Annotated in this window: 18 protein-coding genes; 2 read left to right on the top strand and 16 right to left on the bottom strand. The window is 66.2% G+C overall.

Annotation, left to right across the window (positions count from 1 at the left end; genetic code table 11):
• Nucleotide 1: 1 nt before the first annotated feature.
• Nucleotides 2-598: a TetR/AcrR family transcriptional regulator gene (locus R5H30_RS00550; RefSeq protein WP_318326032.1), complete on the top strand. Its 597-nt coding sequence runs from the start codon at nucleotides 2-4 to the stop codon at nucleotides 596-598.
• Between the two features lie 4 nt (nucleotides 599-602).
• Here R5H30_RS00550 and R5H30_RS00555 read toward each other — a convergent pair whose 3' ends face one another.
• From R5H30_RS00555 to ku, 10 genes are all read right to left on the bottom strand, one after another.
• The gene (locus tag R5H30_RS00555) at nucleotides 603-1,364 is read right to left on the bottom strand and encodes a Phenylacetic acid catabolic protein (protein ID WP_318326033.1); all 762 of its coding nucleotides are present in this window, start codon (nucleotides 1,362-1,364) and stop codon (nucleotides 603-605) included.
• Between the two features lie 12 nt (nucleotides 1,365-1,376).
• On the bottom strand, nucleotides 1,377-2,444 hold the full coding sequence (gene paaE / locus R5H30_RS00560) for a 1,2-phenylacetyl-CoA epoxidase subunit PaaE (protein WP_318326034.1): 1,068 nt from the start codon (nucleotides 2,442-2,444) through the stop codon (nucleotides 1,377-1,379).
• Nucleotides 2,445-2,454: 10 nt separating this feature from the next.
• Nucleotides 2,455-2,913, bottom strand: a complete 459-nt coding sequence (paaD, locus tag R5H30_RS00565; RefSeq protein WP_318326035.1) for a 1,2-phenylacetyl-CoA epoxidase subunit PaaD — start codon at nucleotides 2,911-2,913, stop codon at nucleotides 2,455-2,457.
• Nucleotide 2,914: 1 nt separating this feature from the next.
• On the bottom strand, nucleotides 2,915-3,673 hold the full coding sequence (paaC, locus tag R5H30_RS00570; protein WP_318326036.1) for a 1,2-phenylacetyl-CoA epoxidase subunit PaaC: 759 nt from the start codon (nucleotides 3,671-3,673) through the stop codon (nucleotides 2,915-2,917).
• The gene (gene paaB / locus R5H30_RS00575) at nucleotides 3,673-4,011 is read right to left on the bottom strand and encodes a 1,2-phenylacetyl-CoA epoxidase subunit PaaB (RefSeq protein ID WP_318326037.1); all 339 of its coding nucleotides are present in this window, start codon (nucleotides 4,009-4,011) and stop codon (nucleotides 3,673-3,675) included. The genes paaC and paaB overlap by 1 nt, the downstream gene beginning before the upstream one ends.
• A gap of 4 nt (nucleotides 4,012-4,015) precedes the next feature.
• On the bottom strand, nucleotides 4,016-4,411 hold the full coding sequence (locus R5H30_RS00580; RefSeq protein WP_318326038.1) for a DUF8817 family protein: 396 nt from the start codon (nucleotides 4,409-4,411) through the stop codon (nucleotides 4,016-4,018).
• Nucleotides 4,412-4,415: 4 nt separating this feature from the next.
• A complete protein-coding gene (gene paaA, locus R5H30_RS00585) occupies nucleotides 4,416-5,393 on the bottom strand; it encodes a 1,2-phenylacetyl-CoA epoxidase subunit PaaA (RefSeq protein WP_318326039.1) in 978 nt (325 codons plus the stop codon).
• Between the two features lie 15 nt (nucleotides 5,394-5,408).
• Nucleotides 5,409-6,611 (bottom strand): 3-oxoadipyl-CoA thiolase, encoded by a 1,203-nt coding sequence (gene pcaF / locus R5H30_RS00590; RefSeq protein WP_318326040.1) that lies wholly within the window; start codon nucleotides 6,609-6,611, stop codon nucleotides 5,409-5,411.
• Between the two features lie 102 nt (nucleotides 6,612-6,713).
• Nucleotides 6,714-9,161, bottom strand: a complete 2,448-nt coding sequence (gene ligD / locus R5H30_RS00595; protein WP_318326041.1) for a DNA ligase D — start codon at nucleotides 9,159-9,161, stop codon at nucleotides 6,714-6,716.
• Nucleotides 9,158-10,024, bottom strand: coding sequence for a non-homologous end joining protein Ku (gene ku, locus R5H30_RS00600; protein WP_318326042.1), 867 nt, complete (start codon nucleotides 10,022-10,024; stop codon nucleotides 9,158-9,160). Before ku ends, ligD begins: the two co-directional genes overlap by 4 nt.
• A gap of 82 nt (nucleotides 10,025-10,106) precedes the next feature.
• On the opposite strand from ku, the gene R5H30_RS00605 reads away from it, so the two are divergent.
• The gene (locus R5H30_RS00605) at nucleotides 10,107-10,793 is read left to right on the top strand and encodes an exopolysaccharide biosynthesis protein (protein WP_318326043.1); all 687 of its coding nucleotides are present in this window, start codon (nucleotides 10,107-10,109) and stop codon (nucleotides 10,791-10,793) included.
• 31 nt (nucleotides 10,794-10,824) lie between these two features.
• Here the strand turns inward: R5H30_RS00605 and R5H30_RS00610 are convergent, their stop codons facing one another.
• The 6 genes from R5H30_RS00610 to R5H30_RS00635 all read right to left on the bottom strand — a co-directional run bounded on the left by R5H30_RS00610 (nucleotide 10,825) and on the right by R5H30_RS00635 (nucleotide 14,876).
• Entirely contained in the window at nucleotides 10,825-11,925 is a 1,101-nt protein-coding gene (locus tag R5H30_RS00610; RefSeq protein WP_318326044.1) for a tetratricopeptide repeat protein, read from the bottom strand.
• Between the two features lie 2 nt (nucleotides 11,926-11,927).
• A complete protein-coding gene (locus tag R5H30_RS00615; protein ID WP_318326045.1) occupies nucleotides 11,928-12,317 on the bottom strand; it encodes an OmpA family protein in 390 nt (129 codons plus the stop codon).
• Between the two features lie 50 nt (nucleotides 12,318-12,367).
• Nucleotides 12,368-13,576, bottom strand: coding sequence for a hypothetical protein (locus R5H30_RS00620; protein ID WP_318326046.1), 1,209 nt, complete (start codon nucleotides 13,574-13,576; stop codon nucleotides 12,368-12,370).
• Between the two features lie 286 nt (nucleotides 13,577-13,862).
• Nucleotides 13,863-13,994: a hypothetical protein gene (locus R5H30_RS00625; RefSeq protein ID WP_318326781.1), complete on the bottom strand. Its 132-nt coding sequence runs from the start codon at nucleotides 13,992-13,994 to the stop codon at nucleotides 13,863-13,865.
• 20 nt (nucleotides 13,995-14,014) lie between these two features.
• Entirely contained in the window at nucleotides 14,015-14,689 is a 675-nt protein-coding gene (locus R5H30_RS00630) for a CbtA family protein (protein ID WP_318326047.1), read from the bottom strand.
• Nucleotides 14,690-14,693: 4 nt separating this feature from the next.
• A complete protein-coding gene (locus R5H30_RS00635) occupies nucleotides 14,694-14,876 on the bottom strand; it encodes a CbtB domain-containing protein (protein ID WP_318326048.1) in 183 nt (60 codons plus the stop codon).
• Nucleotides 14,877-14,894: the final 18 nt, after the last annotated feature.

Raw genomic sequence — 14,894 nt, forward strand, 5'->3', positions numbered from 1 at the left:
CGTGGCCCGTCAGATCGCCAAGGACCACGACCAGAAACGCGCGCGCATTCTGAAGACAGCGGCGCGGGTGTTTGCCGAGGAAGGCTTCGCCCGCGCCTCGATGGCGCAAGTGGCCAAGGCCTGCGAGATCTCGAAAGCCAACATCTACCACTATTACGGCAGCAAGGACGCGCTGCTTTTCGACATTCTCGACAGCTATCTCTGCGCGTTGCATGACCGTGTGCTCGGGCTGCAACTTGACGGGCTTGAACCGTCGGAACGGCTGCGCCGCGCAATTGCCGAGACCCTGCTGGCCTACGAGGGGATGGATCACGAGCACCAGATCCAGACCGAGGGGATCGCGTTGCTGCCCCCCGACCAGCAGGAGGTGCTGAAGGGGTACCAGCGCGACATGGTGCGGTTCTTTGGCGCGATCCTCGGCGACGTTGCGCCTGAGAGCTTTGCGGGCGATCCGGGCAAGCTGCGGGCGGCGACGATGTCGGTCTTCGGGATGCTGAACTGGTTTTACATGTGGAACGGTGGCGCCGACCGCGAGGCCCGGCTCGGCTATGCGGACCTGGTCTCGCAGCTCACCCTGAACGGCGTGCGCGCGCTCTGACGCGTTACGCTGCCGCCTTCAAACCCAGGCGCGCAAGTGCCGCGGCAAGCCGGCCTTCCCAGTCGCTGCGCATCTCCGTAGCGGTTCTGTGGCGCAGGCCCCAGGCCTTCAGACGTTCCATGCGGTCGGGCGCGGCATCACCGAACACTGCGGCGACCCGCGGCTGCCAGTAGGCAAGGCTCGCCGAGACCGCCTCGGCCTCGCCCTGGTCGATGAGCCGGGCGAGCCCTTCCTCGGCCAGCTCGGCATGGTGCGCCTCGACCGGCGCGATCTCGCGGATCGCCTCCGCGAGCGGCTGGTAGGAGACCCGCCCCATCTCGTCGAGTTGTACGGTCACGGCCAGCCCCATGCAGAGGTTCATCGTGACCGCGTCGGCCCAGCCGTCGAGCGGGTAGTTGAGCACCGACAGGCGCATGTCATGGGCGCTGCGCGTGCTGCCTGGCTCCGTGTCGCGGGGCAGGCGGTCGGTCCAGGGGTGGTGGTTGGCATAACGGTCGGTGTTCGCGCCGAACTCGCCCATCAGGTGCAGCACCTTGTCGGCGTTGTCGGTCTTTTCCAGCACGATTTTCGCCGCCGCGATGCGCTCCTTGATGCCGGGTCCTTCGTTGATCACGTCCGCGAACCCGGCCGCGCCGGCAAGCTCGCTGTCCACGAGCGTGGCCATGATCTTCATCAGTTCCGCCCGGTAGCGCGGCGGCACGTTGGCCGGGTTGGTCAGGCGTCCGCCCCTGGCGAGGTAATCGGCGATGTTCATCTCGTCGGACATGGGATCGCTCCTCTACTGGTCGTAGTCGACCACGACGCGGTCGGTCAGCGGGTAGGCCTGGCAGGACAGCACGTAGCCGCGTTCGACCTCGTAGTCCTCGAGCGCGTGGTTGGCGATCATCTCGACCTCACCCTCCAGCACCTTGCACTTGCAGGTCGAACAGACCCCGGCCTTGCAGGCATAAGGCGCGTCGAGCGCATTCTCGAGCGCCGCGTCGAGGATCGACTGGTCCTTGTCCATGCGGAAACTGCGCGCCGACCCGTCGAGGGTCACCGACGCTTCGGTCGCCTTTTCGGAGGTTGCCCCGCTTGCGACACCCTCGCGGCGCTTGAGCCGGCCCGGCTGGGCGCTGGCAAAAAGCTCGAACTTGATCTGGCCGTCCGTCAGCCCTTGCGCCCGCAAGGCCGACGCGATGCCCAGCATCATCGGTTCGGGTCCGCAGATGAAGGCGGTGTCGACGTTCTCGATGTCGATCCAGTGCCTGAAGAGCGCGGCGCATTTCTCCTCGTCGACCCGGCCCTGGAAGAGCTCGATGTCGAGCGCGTCGCTTTCCAGCACGTGGATGACGTTGAGCCGGCCCATGTAGCTGTTCTTGAGATCTTCGAGGTCTTCGCGGAACATGATCGTGTTCACGCCCCGGTTGGCGTAGACCAGCGTGAAGGTCGAGCGCGGTTCCTCGGCCAGCACGGTCTTGAGGATCGACAGCACCGGCGTGATCCCGGACCCGCCGGCGAAGCCGAGGTAGTTTTTCGCCTGCGCGGCATCCAGCGGCGTGTGAAAGCTGCCCATGGGCGGCATCGCCTCGAGCGTCATGCCCGCCGCCAGCTCCTCGTTGGCCCAGGTCGAGAAGGCGCCGCCGTCAACCTTTTTGATGCCGACCTGCAGGATGCCTTCGTGCCGCCCGGCGCAGACCGAGTAGGAGCGGCGCAGCTCGGTGCCGTCGAAGTTGCGGCGGAACGTCAGGTACTGGCCCTGGGTGAAGTCGAAATCCCCGCCGTTCGCCGGTTTCAGGGTCACCACCACGGCGTCGCGGATCGTCTTGCGCACATCCGTGACCAGAAGTTCGTGGAATTGGGCCATCGTGAGGTCCTCAGATGCACTTGAAATAGTCGAAGGGTTCAAGACAGTTGTCGCAGCGCCATTGTGCCTTGCAGGGCGTCGAGCCGAACTGGCTGATCCGGGTCAGCCGCGTGCTGGCACACCGCGGGCACTTCTCCGGCCCACCGGCGGCGCGCGGCGGCGCGATCCCGTATTCCTCGAGCCGCGCGCGACCCTTGTCGGACAGCCAGTCAGTCGTCCAAGGGGGCGCGAGCCGGGTCTTGATGCGGATGTCGTTCAGCCCACGGTCTCGCAGCGCGGTCTCGATATCGAGCGAGATCACCCGCGTCGCCGGACACCCGGAATAGGTCGGCGTCACCGCGACCTCAAGCGTGTCGCCGTCCCAGGCCACGTCGCGCACGATGCCCAGATCGACCACCGAGATCACCGGGATCTCGGGGTCGGGCACGGTGTCGAGCCAGGTCCAGATATCTGCGACGGGCGGTTTCATCTCACCAGGTCGCGCCGGGATAGGCGCGCTGCATCCACTGCATCGTGGTCAGCATATGGCCAAGATGCTCGGAATGCCGGAAGCCGTCCTTGCCGCCTTTCTGGGCAAAGCGGTTCTCTGGCACCTGCAGCGTCGCTTCATCGAGGATCGCGCCGATCTTCGTATCGTAGGCCGCGCGCAACTCTGAAGGATCGGGTGCGATGCCGGCCTCGTGCATCTCGCGGTCCACCGCGTCCGTCTCGAACATCTCGCCGACATACGGATAGAGCAGGTCCAGTGCCGCCTGCATCCGCGTATGGCTTTCCTCGGTCCCATCACCCAGCCCGATCACGATGTCGGCGGAGCGTTCGGCGTGGTATTGCACCTCGCGAACCGACTTGGCCGCGATCTCGGCCACGCGCTCTTCGGAGGACTCCATCAGCCTTTCCAGCATCGGCAGTTGCCAGTGATCGAAGAGGAACTGGCGCATCATCGTCTGGCCGAAGTCGCCGTTCGGCTGTTCCACAAGCAGCAGGTTGCGGAAGTCCCAGGCGTCGCGGCGCATGGCGAGGTCGTCGGCGCTGCGGCCGTCGCCTTCGATCTCCGCAGCCAGCCCCAGCCACATCTGCGTCTGGCCGATCAGGTCCAGCGCGGTGTTGGCGACCGCGATGTCCTCTTCCAGCACGGGCGCGTGTCCGCACCATTCGGACAGCCGGTGGCCAAAGACCAGCGTATTGTCCCCCATGCGGCAGAGAAACTCGAAGTATGCGGCCTTGGACATCACATCGCCCCCACTTCGTCGGGAATGTCGAAGAAGGTCGGGTGGCGGTAGACCTTGGATTCCGAGGGCTCATAAAGCGGCCCCTTGTCCGACGGCGAGGAGGCCGCGATATGGCGCGCCTCGACCACCCAGATCGACACGCCCTCGTTGCGTCGCGTGTAGACGTCGCGAGCGTTCTTGATAGCGAGCTCGGCGTCCGGCGCGTGCAGCGACCCGACATGCCGATGGCTCATGCCATGCTGGCCGCGGATGAAAACTTCCCACAGCGGCCATTCGTGGCGCGCGGTCTTCGTCTTGCTGTCCTCTTCGGGCAAAGCGCCCGGGTTGACCGAACTCATGTGCTCATCCTTTTCCTCTGTCGTGGTCCAGGCCGGGGCCGGGGACCGGGTTGCGGGACTGCCCGAACGCGATGCGGTGGCCGTCGGGGTCGGCGATGTCGAAATCGTCACAGCCGTAGTGTTCCGGGTGACGGATCGCGCTCGGTGCCGCGCCTGTGGTCTCGAACTCTGCGTGCAACGCCTCGACGTCCGAGACGTAGACGTAAGCCGCCCAGCCGTGGTTCCGATGCACATGATCGGACAGCGAGAGGCCCAATGTCACGTCCCCGCGCTGGACGATGGCGAAGCTGCCTGGCTCGCCCCAGATGCCGTGGCTGGCAAAGCCGAGCCGGTCGTAGAAGGCGACCGAGGCGGCGACGTCGGACACGTCGAGAACCGGCATTGCGCGGAGCGTCTGCATGGATCTATTCCGCCGCGACCTTCCGCGCCGCCTTCTTGCGCGCATGGGCCAGCAACCCGTCGCGCACCCACTTGCCATCCTCCCAGGCCTTGTTGCGTGCTGCAAGGCGTTCGGTGTTGCACGGGCCATTGCCCTTGATCACGTCGTAGAACTCCGACCAGTCCGGTTCGGAGAAATCGTACTGCCCGGTCTCATCGTTCCATTTCAGGTCCGGGTCAGGCACCGTGAGACCGAGGTATTCCGCCTGCGGCACGGTCTGGTCGACGAACTTCTGGCGCAGCTCGTCGTTGGTGTTCATCTTGATCTTCCAGGCCATCGACTGCGTGGAATGCACCGAGTCCTTGTCAGACGGGCCGAACATCATCAGCGAGGGATACCAGAAGCGGTTCAGCGCGTCCTGCGCCATGCGTTTCTGCTCGGGCGTGCCGGTCGCCATCTTCATCATGATGTCGTAGCCCTGCCGCTGGTGGAAGCTTTCTTCCTTGCAGATCCGGATCATCGCGCGGGCGTACGGTCCGAAAGAGGTGCGCTGCAGCGGCACCTGGTTCATGATCGCCGCCCCGTCGACCAGCCAGCCAACCGCACCCATATCGGCCCATGTCAGCGTCGGGTAGTTGAAGATCGAGCTGTATTTCATCCGGCCATCCAGAAGCATCTCGGTCAGCTCGTCGCGGCTGACCCCCAGCGTCTCGGCGGCGCAGTAGAGGTAGAGCCCGTGCCCGGCCTCGTCCTGCACCTTGGCCAGCAGGATCGCCTTGCGCTCCAGCGTCGGCGCGCGGGTGATCCAGTTGCCCTCGGGCAGCTGGCCGACGATTTCGGAATGGGCGTGCTGGCCGATCTGGCGGATCAGCGTCTTGCGATAGCCAGCCGGCATCCAGTCCTTTGGCTCGATCTTCTCGCCCGCGTCGATTCGGGCCTGGAAGGCTTCGAGCTTCGCGGGATCTTCCTGCGTCGCTTCGGATTTAACCATCTGTGCATACATCTCCGGGTCTCCCGTTCAGACATGTTCAAGGATCAGCGCGGCACCCTGTCCGACGCCGACGCACATCGTGCAAAGCGCGTAGCGCCCGCCGGTCCGCTGCAACTGTCGCGCCGCAGTCAATACCAGCCGCGCGCCCGACATGCCCAAAGGGTGACCGATGGCGATCGCACCGCCATTGGGGTTCACCCGCGGGTCGTCGTCGGCCACACCGAGTTCGCGCAGGGTCGCGAGCCCCTGCGCGGCGAAGGCTTCGTTCAACTCTATCACATCCATGTCGCCGATGCTCAGCCCGTATCGCTCGAGCACCTTGCGGCTTGCCGGGACCGGGCCGATGCCCATGACGCGCGGCGCGACCCCCGCCGAGGCCATGCCGACGACGCGTGCGACCGGCGTCAGCCCGTTGGCATGCGCGGCGTCCTCGGACGCGATGAGCAGGGCGGCGGCCCCGTCGTTCACGCCAGAGGCATTTCCGGCCGTGACCGAAAGATCGGGCCCGTTCACCCCTTTTAGGCCGCCAAGCTTCTCGACAGTGGTGCCGGGGCGGGGATGCTCGTCGGTGTCGATGACCAACGGATCGCCCTTGCGCTGCGGGATGGTCACGGGAACGATCTCGTCAGCGAAGACCCCAGCTTTCCGTGCCGCGTCCCAACGGTCCTGGCTGCGTACGGCGAAGGCGTCCTGATCGGCGCGGCTGACCTGGTACTCCTCGGCCACGTTGTCGGCGGTCTCTGGCATCGAATCGATGCCGTATTGCGCCTTCATCTTCGGGTTCACGAAACGCCAGCCGATGGTCGTGTCGTAGATCGCGTTCGCGCGGGTGAAGGCGCTGGAGGCTTTCGGCATCACGAAAGGCGCGCGGCTCATGCTCTCGACACCACCCGCGATGGTCAGGGCGTAGTCGCCCGATTTTATCCCGCGCGCGGCGAAGCCGACGGCGTCCATGCCGCTGGCGCAAAGACGGTTGATTGTAGTGCCCGGCACGGTCTCGGGCAGGCCTGCCAGCAAAGCCGCCATCCGTGCGACGTTGCGGTTGTCCTCCCCGGCCTGGTTGGCTGAACCATAGATCACTTCGTCGACGCTGCCCCAGTCCACAGACCCATTGCGTTCGACAAGCGCGGCGATGGGGATCGCCGCGAGGTCGTCGGCGCGTACAGCGGACAAAGCGCCGCCATAGCGACCGATCGGTGTTCTCACGCCGTCGCAGATGAATGCCTCCACGGGTCCCTCCCTTTAATCGACCGTATGGTCGGTTTATCACCTACCAGAGATTCGCTCAACGGATAAGTTACGAAATCTTACCAGCTCGCGTTTTTCGTAACATTATCTGTCTCGCGCACCGAGCGTCTCCGCCCAGTCCTCCAGAGCATCCACCGTCTGAGAGCCTATACCGGTCGCCTTCAGACCTGAAAGCGGGCAAGGCGTTCGGAGCCTTTCCGGGATATCGGAGACATGAAACCCATCGGCCCGGTCGAGGCCGGCCAATTCGTCCCATGTGACAGGTACGGCCACCGCCGCTCCGCTTCGCGCACGCAAGGAATAAGGGGCGACCGCCGTCGCGCCGCGGTCGTTGCGCAGCCAGTCGACGAAGATCCGTCGCTTGCGCGCCGCTTTCGACATGGTGGCGGTGAAGCGATCCGGCCAGGTTTTTGCAAGGATCGTGGCAAAGGTCCGCGCGAAAGTCTTGACGGTGCCCCAGTTCGAGATCCGGCGCAGCGGGGCGATGACATGCACGCCCTTTCCGCCGGTCACCATCGGCGCGCTGTCGAGGCCGATGGTCTTCAGCGCCGCGCCGATCTCGCAGGCCGCAGATCGAACGGCGTCGAAATCCAGACCCTCGTCGGGATCGAGATCGAACACCAGCCGGTCCGGACGTTCCAGCCGGTCACGCCTTGCGCCCCACAGATGAAACTCGATCGTGCCCATCTGTACCGCCGACACCAGGCCTTCTTCGGTGGTGACGTACATGTACTTTGCCGTCTCGCCGTCTTTCTCGCGGATCGCGACATCGCGGATCGCTTCGGGAAAGCCTTTTCCGGCGTGTTTCTGGAAAAAGCAGTCCTCGGTCAGCCCGCCGGGGCAGCGCAGCAGGGCCAGCGGCCGGTCAGTGACCTGTTCCAGCATGCGCGCGGCCACGACATCGTAGTGACGGGCGACATCGGCCTTGGTCAGGTCGGCATCCGGAAAGACCAGCCGCTCCGGGCTGGAAATCCGCACACCGCCGACTTTTGCGTCCTTGCCGGTTTCCGCCTCATGCGCGGCGCTCACCTCGCGGGCGGATTTGTCTTCGCGCAGGCCGTGAAACACGCCGTGCCGTACCGCGCCGGAGTCTGTGAACTCGGTATAGGCGATCTCGGCGACGAGGCGAGGCGTGACCCAACGTGCATCCGCGGTCTCGGACGGCAGGTCGCCGTCCAGCGGAGCGGTCTTGCGCGCCAGCGCTTTCAGTTTTGCGGCGAGCGCCGCCAGGTCCGCTTCGGAGAAGCCGGTGCCGACGCGCCCGCGATAGACAAGGCGTCCCTTTTCATGGCTGGCCAGCAGCAGTGACGAGAATGGACGACCGCGCTTGTCCGAGGGTGACCATCCGACGATCACGAACTCGGCCCGGCGCACGCACTTGGCCTTGATCCAGGCGCTGCTTCGACCCGCTCGGTAGGGCGCATCGCGGCGTTTCGACACGATCCCCTCGCCGCCGATGTCGCAGATCGCCGCCAGAGCCTCCGCGCCGCTCTGCTCGATCACCGGGCTGAGACGGATGGGACCACGCGCCGGCAGCGGCGCGAGAAGTCTCTCGAGCGCGGCGCGACGCTCCTCGAGTGGCAGCCCGGTCAGATCCTTGCCGTCGTGGTGCAGCAGGTCGAACCCGTAGAAAATCAGATCGCCATCCGTGCGCAGCGCCTCCTGCAGTGCCGCGAAATTACCTCCGCCAGACCCCGCAACGACCTCGCCGTCGATCAGCGCGGCGTCGCAAGGTATTGCCTCTGCCTTGTCCTGCAAAGTGCCGAACCTGTCCGACCAGTCCTTTCCATTGCGGGTATAGAGCCGCACACCGCCCTTGCCGATGGCGATCAGGCAGCGGTAGCCGTCGAACTTGACCTCGTGCTGCCAGTCTTCGCCGCCGGGCGGCGCATCGCGCAGCGTCGCAAGCTGCAGCTTGCGGAAACGCGGGCGCGCGCATTTGCGCCGCCGCCGAGCTTTGGCGGTCTCGCCCGATCCGATCGCGCGCAGGCTGCGCCCGGTGGTCACGCTGGTCCGGTGCTTGTTCAGCAGACCGTCCGCGCTGCGGCCGGCAAAACCGTCACGTTCCTTGATCAAGAGCCAGTTTTCGCGCGCCTGATTGCCGCGCAGACGGACCAGCACCCAGCCGCCCTGCATCCGTGCGCCGTGCAGGCGGAAATGCAGCTTGCCCGACGACAGCCCGTCTTCGACACCGTGCAAAGGCTCCCACCACCCGGTGTCCCAGAGCATCACCGTTCCGGCACCGTAATTGCCATCCGGGATCGTGCCTTCGAAACGGCCGTAGGATACCGGGTGATCCTCGGTCCGAACCGCAAGTCGCTTCTCGGACGGATCCGCCGAGGGACCCTTCGTCACCGCCCAGGACAACAGCACACCGCCCCACTCCAGACGAAAGTCATAATGCAGCCGGCGTGCGGCGTGTTTCTGCACCACGAAGTCCAGCTGGTCGCTGGCGGCGGCGATCGGGTCCGCGCTGGGTTCGGGCGTGCTCGTGAAATCGCGCTTGCGCCTGTACTCCTCGAGCCCGTTCATGAGGCCTTCTTGCCGCGCGACCCGCTGCCAGACTTCGACCGGTTCGACGTTGCCTTCGCCGAAGTCTTCGCGGACTTGCCGGTCTTGAGGCTCTTGCGCAGCGCATCCATGAGGTCAACGACATTGTCCTCGTCCCCCTTGGCCTTGTCGTCCGCCCGTGCCCGCGGTGTCTTGCCGGACCGGACCTTGCGTTTCACAAGATCCTGTAGCGCCTTTGCATAATTGTCCTTGTAGGCCGAGGCATCGAACGGCGCGCTTTTTTTCTCGATCAGCTGCGTTGCGACGTCGAGCAATTCATCGTCCGAGGCGTCATCCTCGATGTCCGAGAACAGCGGCTCGGCGCTGCGGATCTCGTCGGCATAGTACAGGGTCTCGAGCAGGATGCCGTCGCCGCAAGGCCGGATCGCGCAGAGATGTTCCTTGCCGCGCATCGTGAGTTGGCCCAGCCCCGCCTTGCCGGACTTGCGCAGCGCATCCCGAAGAACGCGGTAGGCGTCTTCGGCCAACTCGTCGGTCGGCACCACGTAATAGGGACGATCGAACCAGATCGGTGCGATTTCGGAGACGTCGACAAATTGCACCAGTTCCAGCGTCTTGCGGGTCTCGAGCTTGATCGCGTCGACCTCTTCCTTTTCCAAGAGCACGTACTCGCCATCCTCGACTTCGTACCCTTTCATGATGTCTGCGGAGTCCACGGGGCCGATCCCCTGGACGACCTTCTCGTAGCGCACCGGCTTGCCGGAGGGCTTGTGGATCTGGCGGAACGACACGCGCCGGGCGGAGTCGCGCGCGGAATGGATCTCGACGGGGATGGACACGAGCGACAACCGAAGCTGTCCTTTCCAGATCGGGCGTGATGCCATGATAGACTCCTTTTCCGGACGCCGACTTCAACGCGGCGTGAACCCTTCGCCAGTCAACGCAGCGCTCGGGGCAAAGGTTGCGATGCGCGGAACCGTGCGGATGCGGGTGCGTTCCGCAGGCATGGCAGGCGACGGCGCAACCGACAGGACAGAAGGGATCCAGCGCGCGGCCGGCCCCGGCCCCCATGCGATGCCGGGGCTTGTCGACCGCCTCGACGATCTCGCTGCGGGGGCCGATGAGGTCACTATCGGAGACCTGGTCCGGACCTTCGGCGCACAGGGTCACGCGCCGCTGCTTCTGGTTGCGGCCGTGCTGATGATTCTGCCGGTCGGAATGCTGCCGGGCGTCGGCGGAGCACTGGGGCTGGTCATTGCAGCCATCGGGTTGCAGATGTTGCGCGGCAAGCGGGGAATCTGGCTCCCGCAGTTCATCGCTCGCCGGACCTTGCCGGCATCGCAGGTCGAAGTAATCACCGACAGGCTGCGTCCGGGCGCCGCCTGGCTGCGGCGCCGGCTCAAGATCCGTGCCGAAAGGTTTTCGAGCGGCCCTGTTTCGCTGGCCTGCGTTGCCGTGTTGCTCGTCGTCTGCGGCGGGGCGATGCTTGTGATCGGCGCGATCCCGATTGCCTCGCCGCTGGTCGGCTTGCCGATCGCGGTTCTGGCTTTCGGAATTCTCGCCCGCGATGGCTATGTCGTTCTGGGCGGATATGCGCTGGTCGTCGTTGCCGTCGTATCGATCTGGCGACTCGGCGCCGTGGTCGGAGGGTAGACCCCGTTCGTCCAAGGCAAATTGGCGGTCATCATTCCGCAGCAACGAGACGCACGAATATCTCGCCCGGAAGCGTGCCGTCGAACTCGGTGCGTTTCGTGTCGGATGCATCGAGGCCGGGCAGGTAGACGGCCACGCGCTCGGCAAGCGCCAAGTCTTCGGCAAAGCGATACTCCACGGACGAGCGCTCTTGCACCGCCGCCACCGAAGTGGGTCCGTCGTGGGTGTCGAGGCGCACCCAGTACCCGGAGGCGCGGAGGTCACCTGCGAAGACTTCCGCTGCACCACGCGCTGTTACAGTGTCGGGCGTCAGGATCACGATGCGCCCGGCCGGCGCCGTCGCGCCCGGTGCGCCGAGCCAGGGGCCGGCGGCATAGCCCGGGCCGTCCCCGCGCAGCCGCGAGACGCGCCATAGCAGCGGGCCGGATGCGGCGGGCACCGTCAGCAGCGCGCCGGAGCCGCCGGTCTCGTACGTCATCAGCGGTGCGGCGAAACCGTCGGTGCCCGGTGCCTGCGTGACCTCGACGAGAAAGCTGTCGCGCGCACCACCCGGGGACGCGGTCCAGACGAGCTCGAGTTCGCCGTCCTTGAGCGTCGACGACAGGACCCTTGGTGGGGATGCCGGCCCGGCGGGAACCGGACCGGACAGCCCTTGCACGCGTTCACTTGCCGCCGGCACCGTTTTGGCCGCCTCGGCGAACCAGTGCGCCGCAAGCGCATCGTTGCGCGCCACGCCATCGCCCGCAGCGAAGATGAGCCCGAGGTTGAACTGCGCACGTCCCACCCCGCGCAATGCGGCGCGTGTGTACCACAACAGCGCCGTCTGCGGATCGCGGGGACCAGTCACGCCGGAATCGTGGAGGACCGCCACGTTGAACTGCGCCTCGCCAAGCCCGGCCCGCGCGGCCTTCAGATACCATTGATACGCGAGATCCGCGTCGCGCGGGCCGCCGAGACCCCGGTCGGCCAACAGGCCCAGCCCCATCATCCCCTCGGGCGACCCGGTCTCGGCCTCTGCCTGCCAGAGCTGTCGTGCCGTGTCGAAATCGCCCGCGGCGTAGGCATCGCTGCCGCTCTGGTCAGCCAGAAGCGGGGCCGCCAGCAGCATCACGACAGCCGCCAGGCGCGCCATCATCAGCGCCAGCTGATCTCGACGACCCGGTTCTCGCGTTCGGAGACGTTTTCGCCCGTGTCGACCTCGAGCTCGCTGTTGCCCCGTCCGAGCACTTGCAGACGTTCTATCGGAATGCCGCGCGCGCTGAGCGCGTCGGCGACCGCTGTGGCGCGTCGCAGCGACAGATTGAGGTTGCTCGTCGCGTCGCCGACGGTATCGGCGCCGCCGGCGACGATCATCACGAACGGATCGCCCTCGCGGAAGGTGCGTGCGGCAGTGTCCAGGGTCTGCGCCTGATCGGCCGAGATCTGCGCGCTGCCGCTGGAGAAATAGACGCGAAGCCATTGCGAGTCGTCCGCCTCTGCCTCTTGCGCGGTTGCGGGAGCGACGGCTGCAAGCGCCAGACCCATCGAAATGACGAGCACAAAAAACATGGAATTTTTCATAGGACTATCCTTTGTCAGTTTCTCTTGATGGAAAGTCTTGATGCCTCGAAGGCATCCGGAGCGAGCCAGATTTCGAGGCTGCCGAGGGCAGGGCGCGAGGCGAGCCATGTCAGGTCGACGATCCGCGCGCCCGCGAGCTCTGCCGCGATCCGCGCCGCGCCGGCGTCGTCGGGGTGAAAGTAGCGAACCTGGCTGGTCCGGACCGTCAGGTCCGGCGTGCTGGTCTCGATCCGGGAGAACCCGGCGTCCTGCAGGTGCCGGGTGAAGGTCTGCGCATCGTCGCCGCCAGCATAAAGTGCCACGCGCCGGGTCGCGCCGGCGGTCAGGAGCGGCTCGCAGGACTGGCATTCGAAGACGGTCGGGACCGATGCAATTGCCAGCCGATTCGGCGGCGCGCCCACGTCCGGCGATGTTTCCGCCGAGATCCACCCGGCCGGTGCGATCGCAGGTCGCGGCGCGGGCACTGAGAGGCCGGTCAGGACAACGGGCGTGCCGACGGGGGCCGATATCCGCGGCGGCGCGCCGGCTTCGGGACGGGCAAGTCGTTGCGGCGCCAGGTGTGCGGAGACGAGTTCCACGTTCGTCAACCGCGCCGGCTGATCAGATGTCGCAGCGGGCGCGGCGGGCACGATCAGGCCGTCCGCGAGGTCGGGAACAGCCGAGGCCTCGACCACCGGCAGCCTGTCCTCGCTTGCCGAAGCGCCGCTGAGGACCGGCGCGTTACTGGGACCCGGAAGCGCGTCCCGGTCTGCCGAAAGGCCAACTGACAGCGTTGCCCGCTCGACGGCGCCGGCCGGGGTCGCGGGCGCCGCCGGGGCGGCGATGCCAAGCTGGGGCAGCGCCGGGGCGACGGAGGAAGGGCCAATTCCGCCGCTGCCCATAAAACCGCCCAAAGCGACGCCCACTGCGACCAGGGCCAAGATGTGCAGAAACGGCGGAAGGGACGTCCGATGTGACCGGACGCCGGTCATTTCTTTGACCGGCTCACCCGCAGTTGGCAGTGCCGCGGCAGTTTCCCAAGGCATCGGGCGCTTGACCGGGCTTCGGGGCGCAGCGCTGGACAGGTGACGCTCCCGCAGCGCGCGGGCCTCGGCAAGCCGGTCTTCCCAGTCCGGTGCAATTCCCGGGTGGGCAGGTCGCAATCCAGTTCGTTTGTCTAATCCCATGCTCAAAATGCCGCCAATCCGCGTGGAGGACGCCCGTACCCACGCGGCCAGGGCCAAAAAGTTTCACACCCGCGAAATATTCACGCTTGGCGTGCAGAGCCATAAATGATGCCCGTGTAGACCGGTAACGCACGCGGCGGATGGCATTGGCAACGATTACCCTGGAAATAAATGCGAAAGCTGCCGGCTCGACCGGACGGATGCTCGCGCTTCGGCGGTCGGGTCGGCGCTCGCGGCCAAGACGGTCCCGTCCGAGATCATCGTCGTCGAGCGGTCCTGCGGACGCCCTCGGCTGTGGCTGCCGGGCCGCCTGCCGGCGTTGTGCTGACCGTTCGCCGGTGCCTCAGTGGTCGTGCTGTTCCGAGTCGCCGTGGTCGTGGCCGTCGAGCGTGACGCCGTAGCCCGCCGCCAAGAGAAATCCGATGCCGCCGCCGAACACCAGCCCGATCAGGAACAGAAACAATCCGCGATCCATCATCCGGCCCTATTCGTGCCTCAGCGCGTGTCGCGTTGCCAGAAATGGGCCGCCAGAGCGCCAAGCCCGACCCATGCCACCAGCCCGACCCCCAAAGTGCGCGCGGCAAACAGCGCGCCGAGTTCGGAGGGCACCGGGCTTGCAAAGCTCTCGGGCTCGGGCGCGCCGATGAGATGCGGCGCGAGCAACAGTACCAGCGCCGCTGCCCAGGCCGCCCAGGACTTTCCGAACCCGATCAGCGCCATCGCCAACGCGGTCGCAAGCACTGTGGCGAGCCACCAGACCTGCCGGGCGGTCAGGTCGACATAAGCGCTGCCCGGAACTTCCGGCGCCAGCGAGAACGCCGGGGCCATGTGCAGCGCCACGTAGCCACACAGTCCCCAGATCAAACCGCGCCGGGTGCTGATGATCGCGCCGCGCTGCTCGGCCTGCGCCATGAGGGCCACCAGGATGATCGCGTAGCCGGTGTAGATGAGCATCGAGAAGAGGATGCTCAGCGCGTCACGCATCAGGTCGATGCCGCCGAGGTCGGGTCGGTCCGGCGGGCTGTCCGCCCCGAAGTGTTCGAGCACCCCGGCCTCGTAAAGCTCGGCGTGCAATAGCACGGGCTGGACGAAAATCAGTTGCAGCGCGGCGGCGGCGAGACCGGTCGCGGCACCAGCGAGAAGGGCGCTGGTCAGAATTCTCGGCAGCATCTCGTCAGTGGCAGGGGAAGCCGGTCGCGTGGCGCACGTCATGCGCCGCGGCATGCAGGGTCGTGGCCTGCACGTGGCCCCCGACGAAAATGATCGCGGCACCGATCAGCACAGCGAAGAGCGTCGTGGCAACTCCAGTGGTCTTGGCGCCGGTCGCGCCTGCGATGCGGGGGGTCGTCGCGGTCATCTCTGTCCTCCTTGCCGT

It is taken from the genome of Roseobacter sp. FCG-D35 (assembly GCF_033436665.1).
Lineage (GTDB): Bacteria > Pseudomonadota > Alphaproteobacteria > Rhodobacterales > Rhodobacteraceae > JAWQFO01.

Coding starts and splice junctions, on each gene's coding strand:
- R5H30_RS00555 (WP_318326033.1), bottom strand. CDS start 1,364: ATGTCCGACGAGATGAACATCGCCGATTACCTCGCCAGGGGCGGACGC.
- paaE (WP_318326034.1), bottom strand. CDS start 2,444: ATGGCCCAATTCCACGAACTTCTGGTCACGGATGTGCGCAAGACGATC.
- paaD (WP_318326035.1), bottom strand. CDS start 2,913: ATGAAACCGCCCGTCGCAGATATCTGGACCTGGCTCGACACCGTGCCC.
- paaC (WP_318326036.1), bottom strand. CDS start 3,673: ATGTCCAAGGCCGCATACTTCGAGTTTCTCTGCCGCATGGGGGACAAT.
- paaB (WP_318326037.1), bottom strand. CDS start 4,011: ATGAGTTCGGTCAACCCGGGCGCTTTGCCCGAAGAGGACAGCAAGACG.
- R5H30_RS00580 (WP_318326038.1), bottom strand. CDS start 4,411: ATGCAGACGCTCCGCGCAATGCCGGTTCTCGACGTGTCCGACGTCGCC.
- paaA (WP_318326039.1), bottom strand. CDS start 5,393: ATGTATGCACAGATGGTTAAATCCGAAGCGACGCAGGAAGATCCCGCG.
- ligD (WP_318326041.1), bottom strand. CDS start 9,161: ATGAACGGGCTCGAGGAGTACAGGCGCAAGCGCGATTTCACGAGCACG.
- ku (WP_318326042.1), bottom strand. CDS start 10,024: ATGGCATCACGCCCGATCTGGAAAGGACAGCTTCGGTTGTCGCTCGTG.
- R5H30_RS00605 (WP_318326043.1), top strand. CDS start 10,107: ATGCGCGGAACCGTGCGGATGCGGGTGCGTTCCGCAGGCATGGCAGGC.
- R5H30_RS00610 (WP_318326044.1), bottom strand. CDS start 11,925: ATGGCGCGCCTGGCGGCTGTCGTGATGCTGCTGGCGGCCCCGCTTCTG.
- R5H30_RS00615 (WP_318326045.1), bottom strand. CDS start 12,317: ATGGGTCTGGCGCTTGCAGCCGTCGCTCCCGCAACCGCGCAAGAGGCA.
- R5H30_RS00625 (WP_318326781.1), bottom strand. CDS start 13,994: ATGGATCGCGGATTGTTTCTGTTCCTGATCGGGCTGGTGTTCGGCGGC.
- R5H30_RS00630 (WP_318326047.1), bottom strand. CDS start 14,689: ATGCTGCCGAGAATTCTGACCAGCGCCCTTCTCGCTGGTGCCGCGACC.
- R5H30_RS00635 (WP_318326048.1), bottom strand. CDS start 14,876: ATGACCGCGACGACCCCCCGCATCGCAGGCGCGACCGGCGCCAAGACC.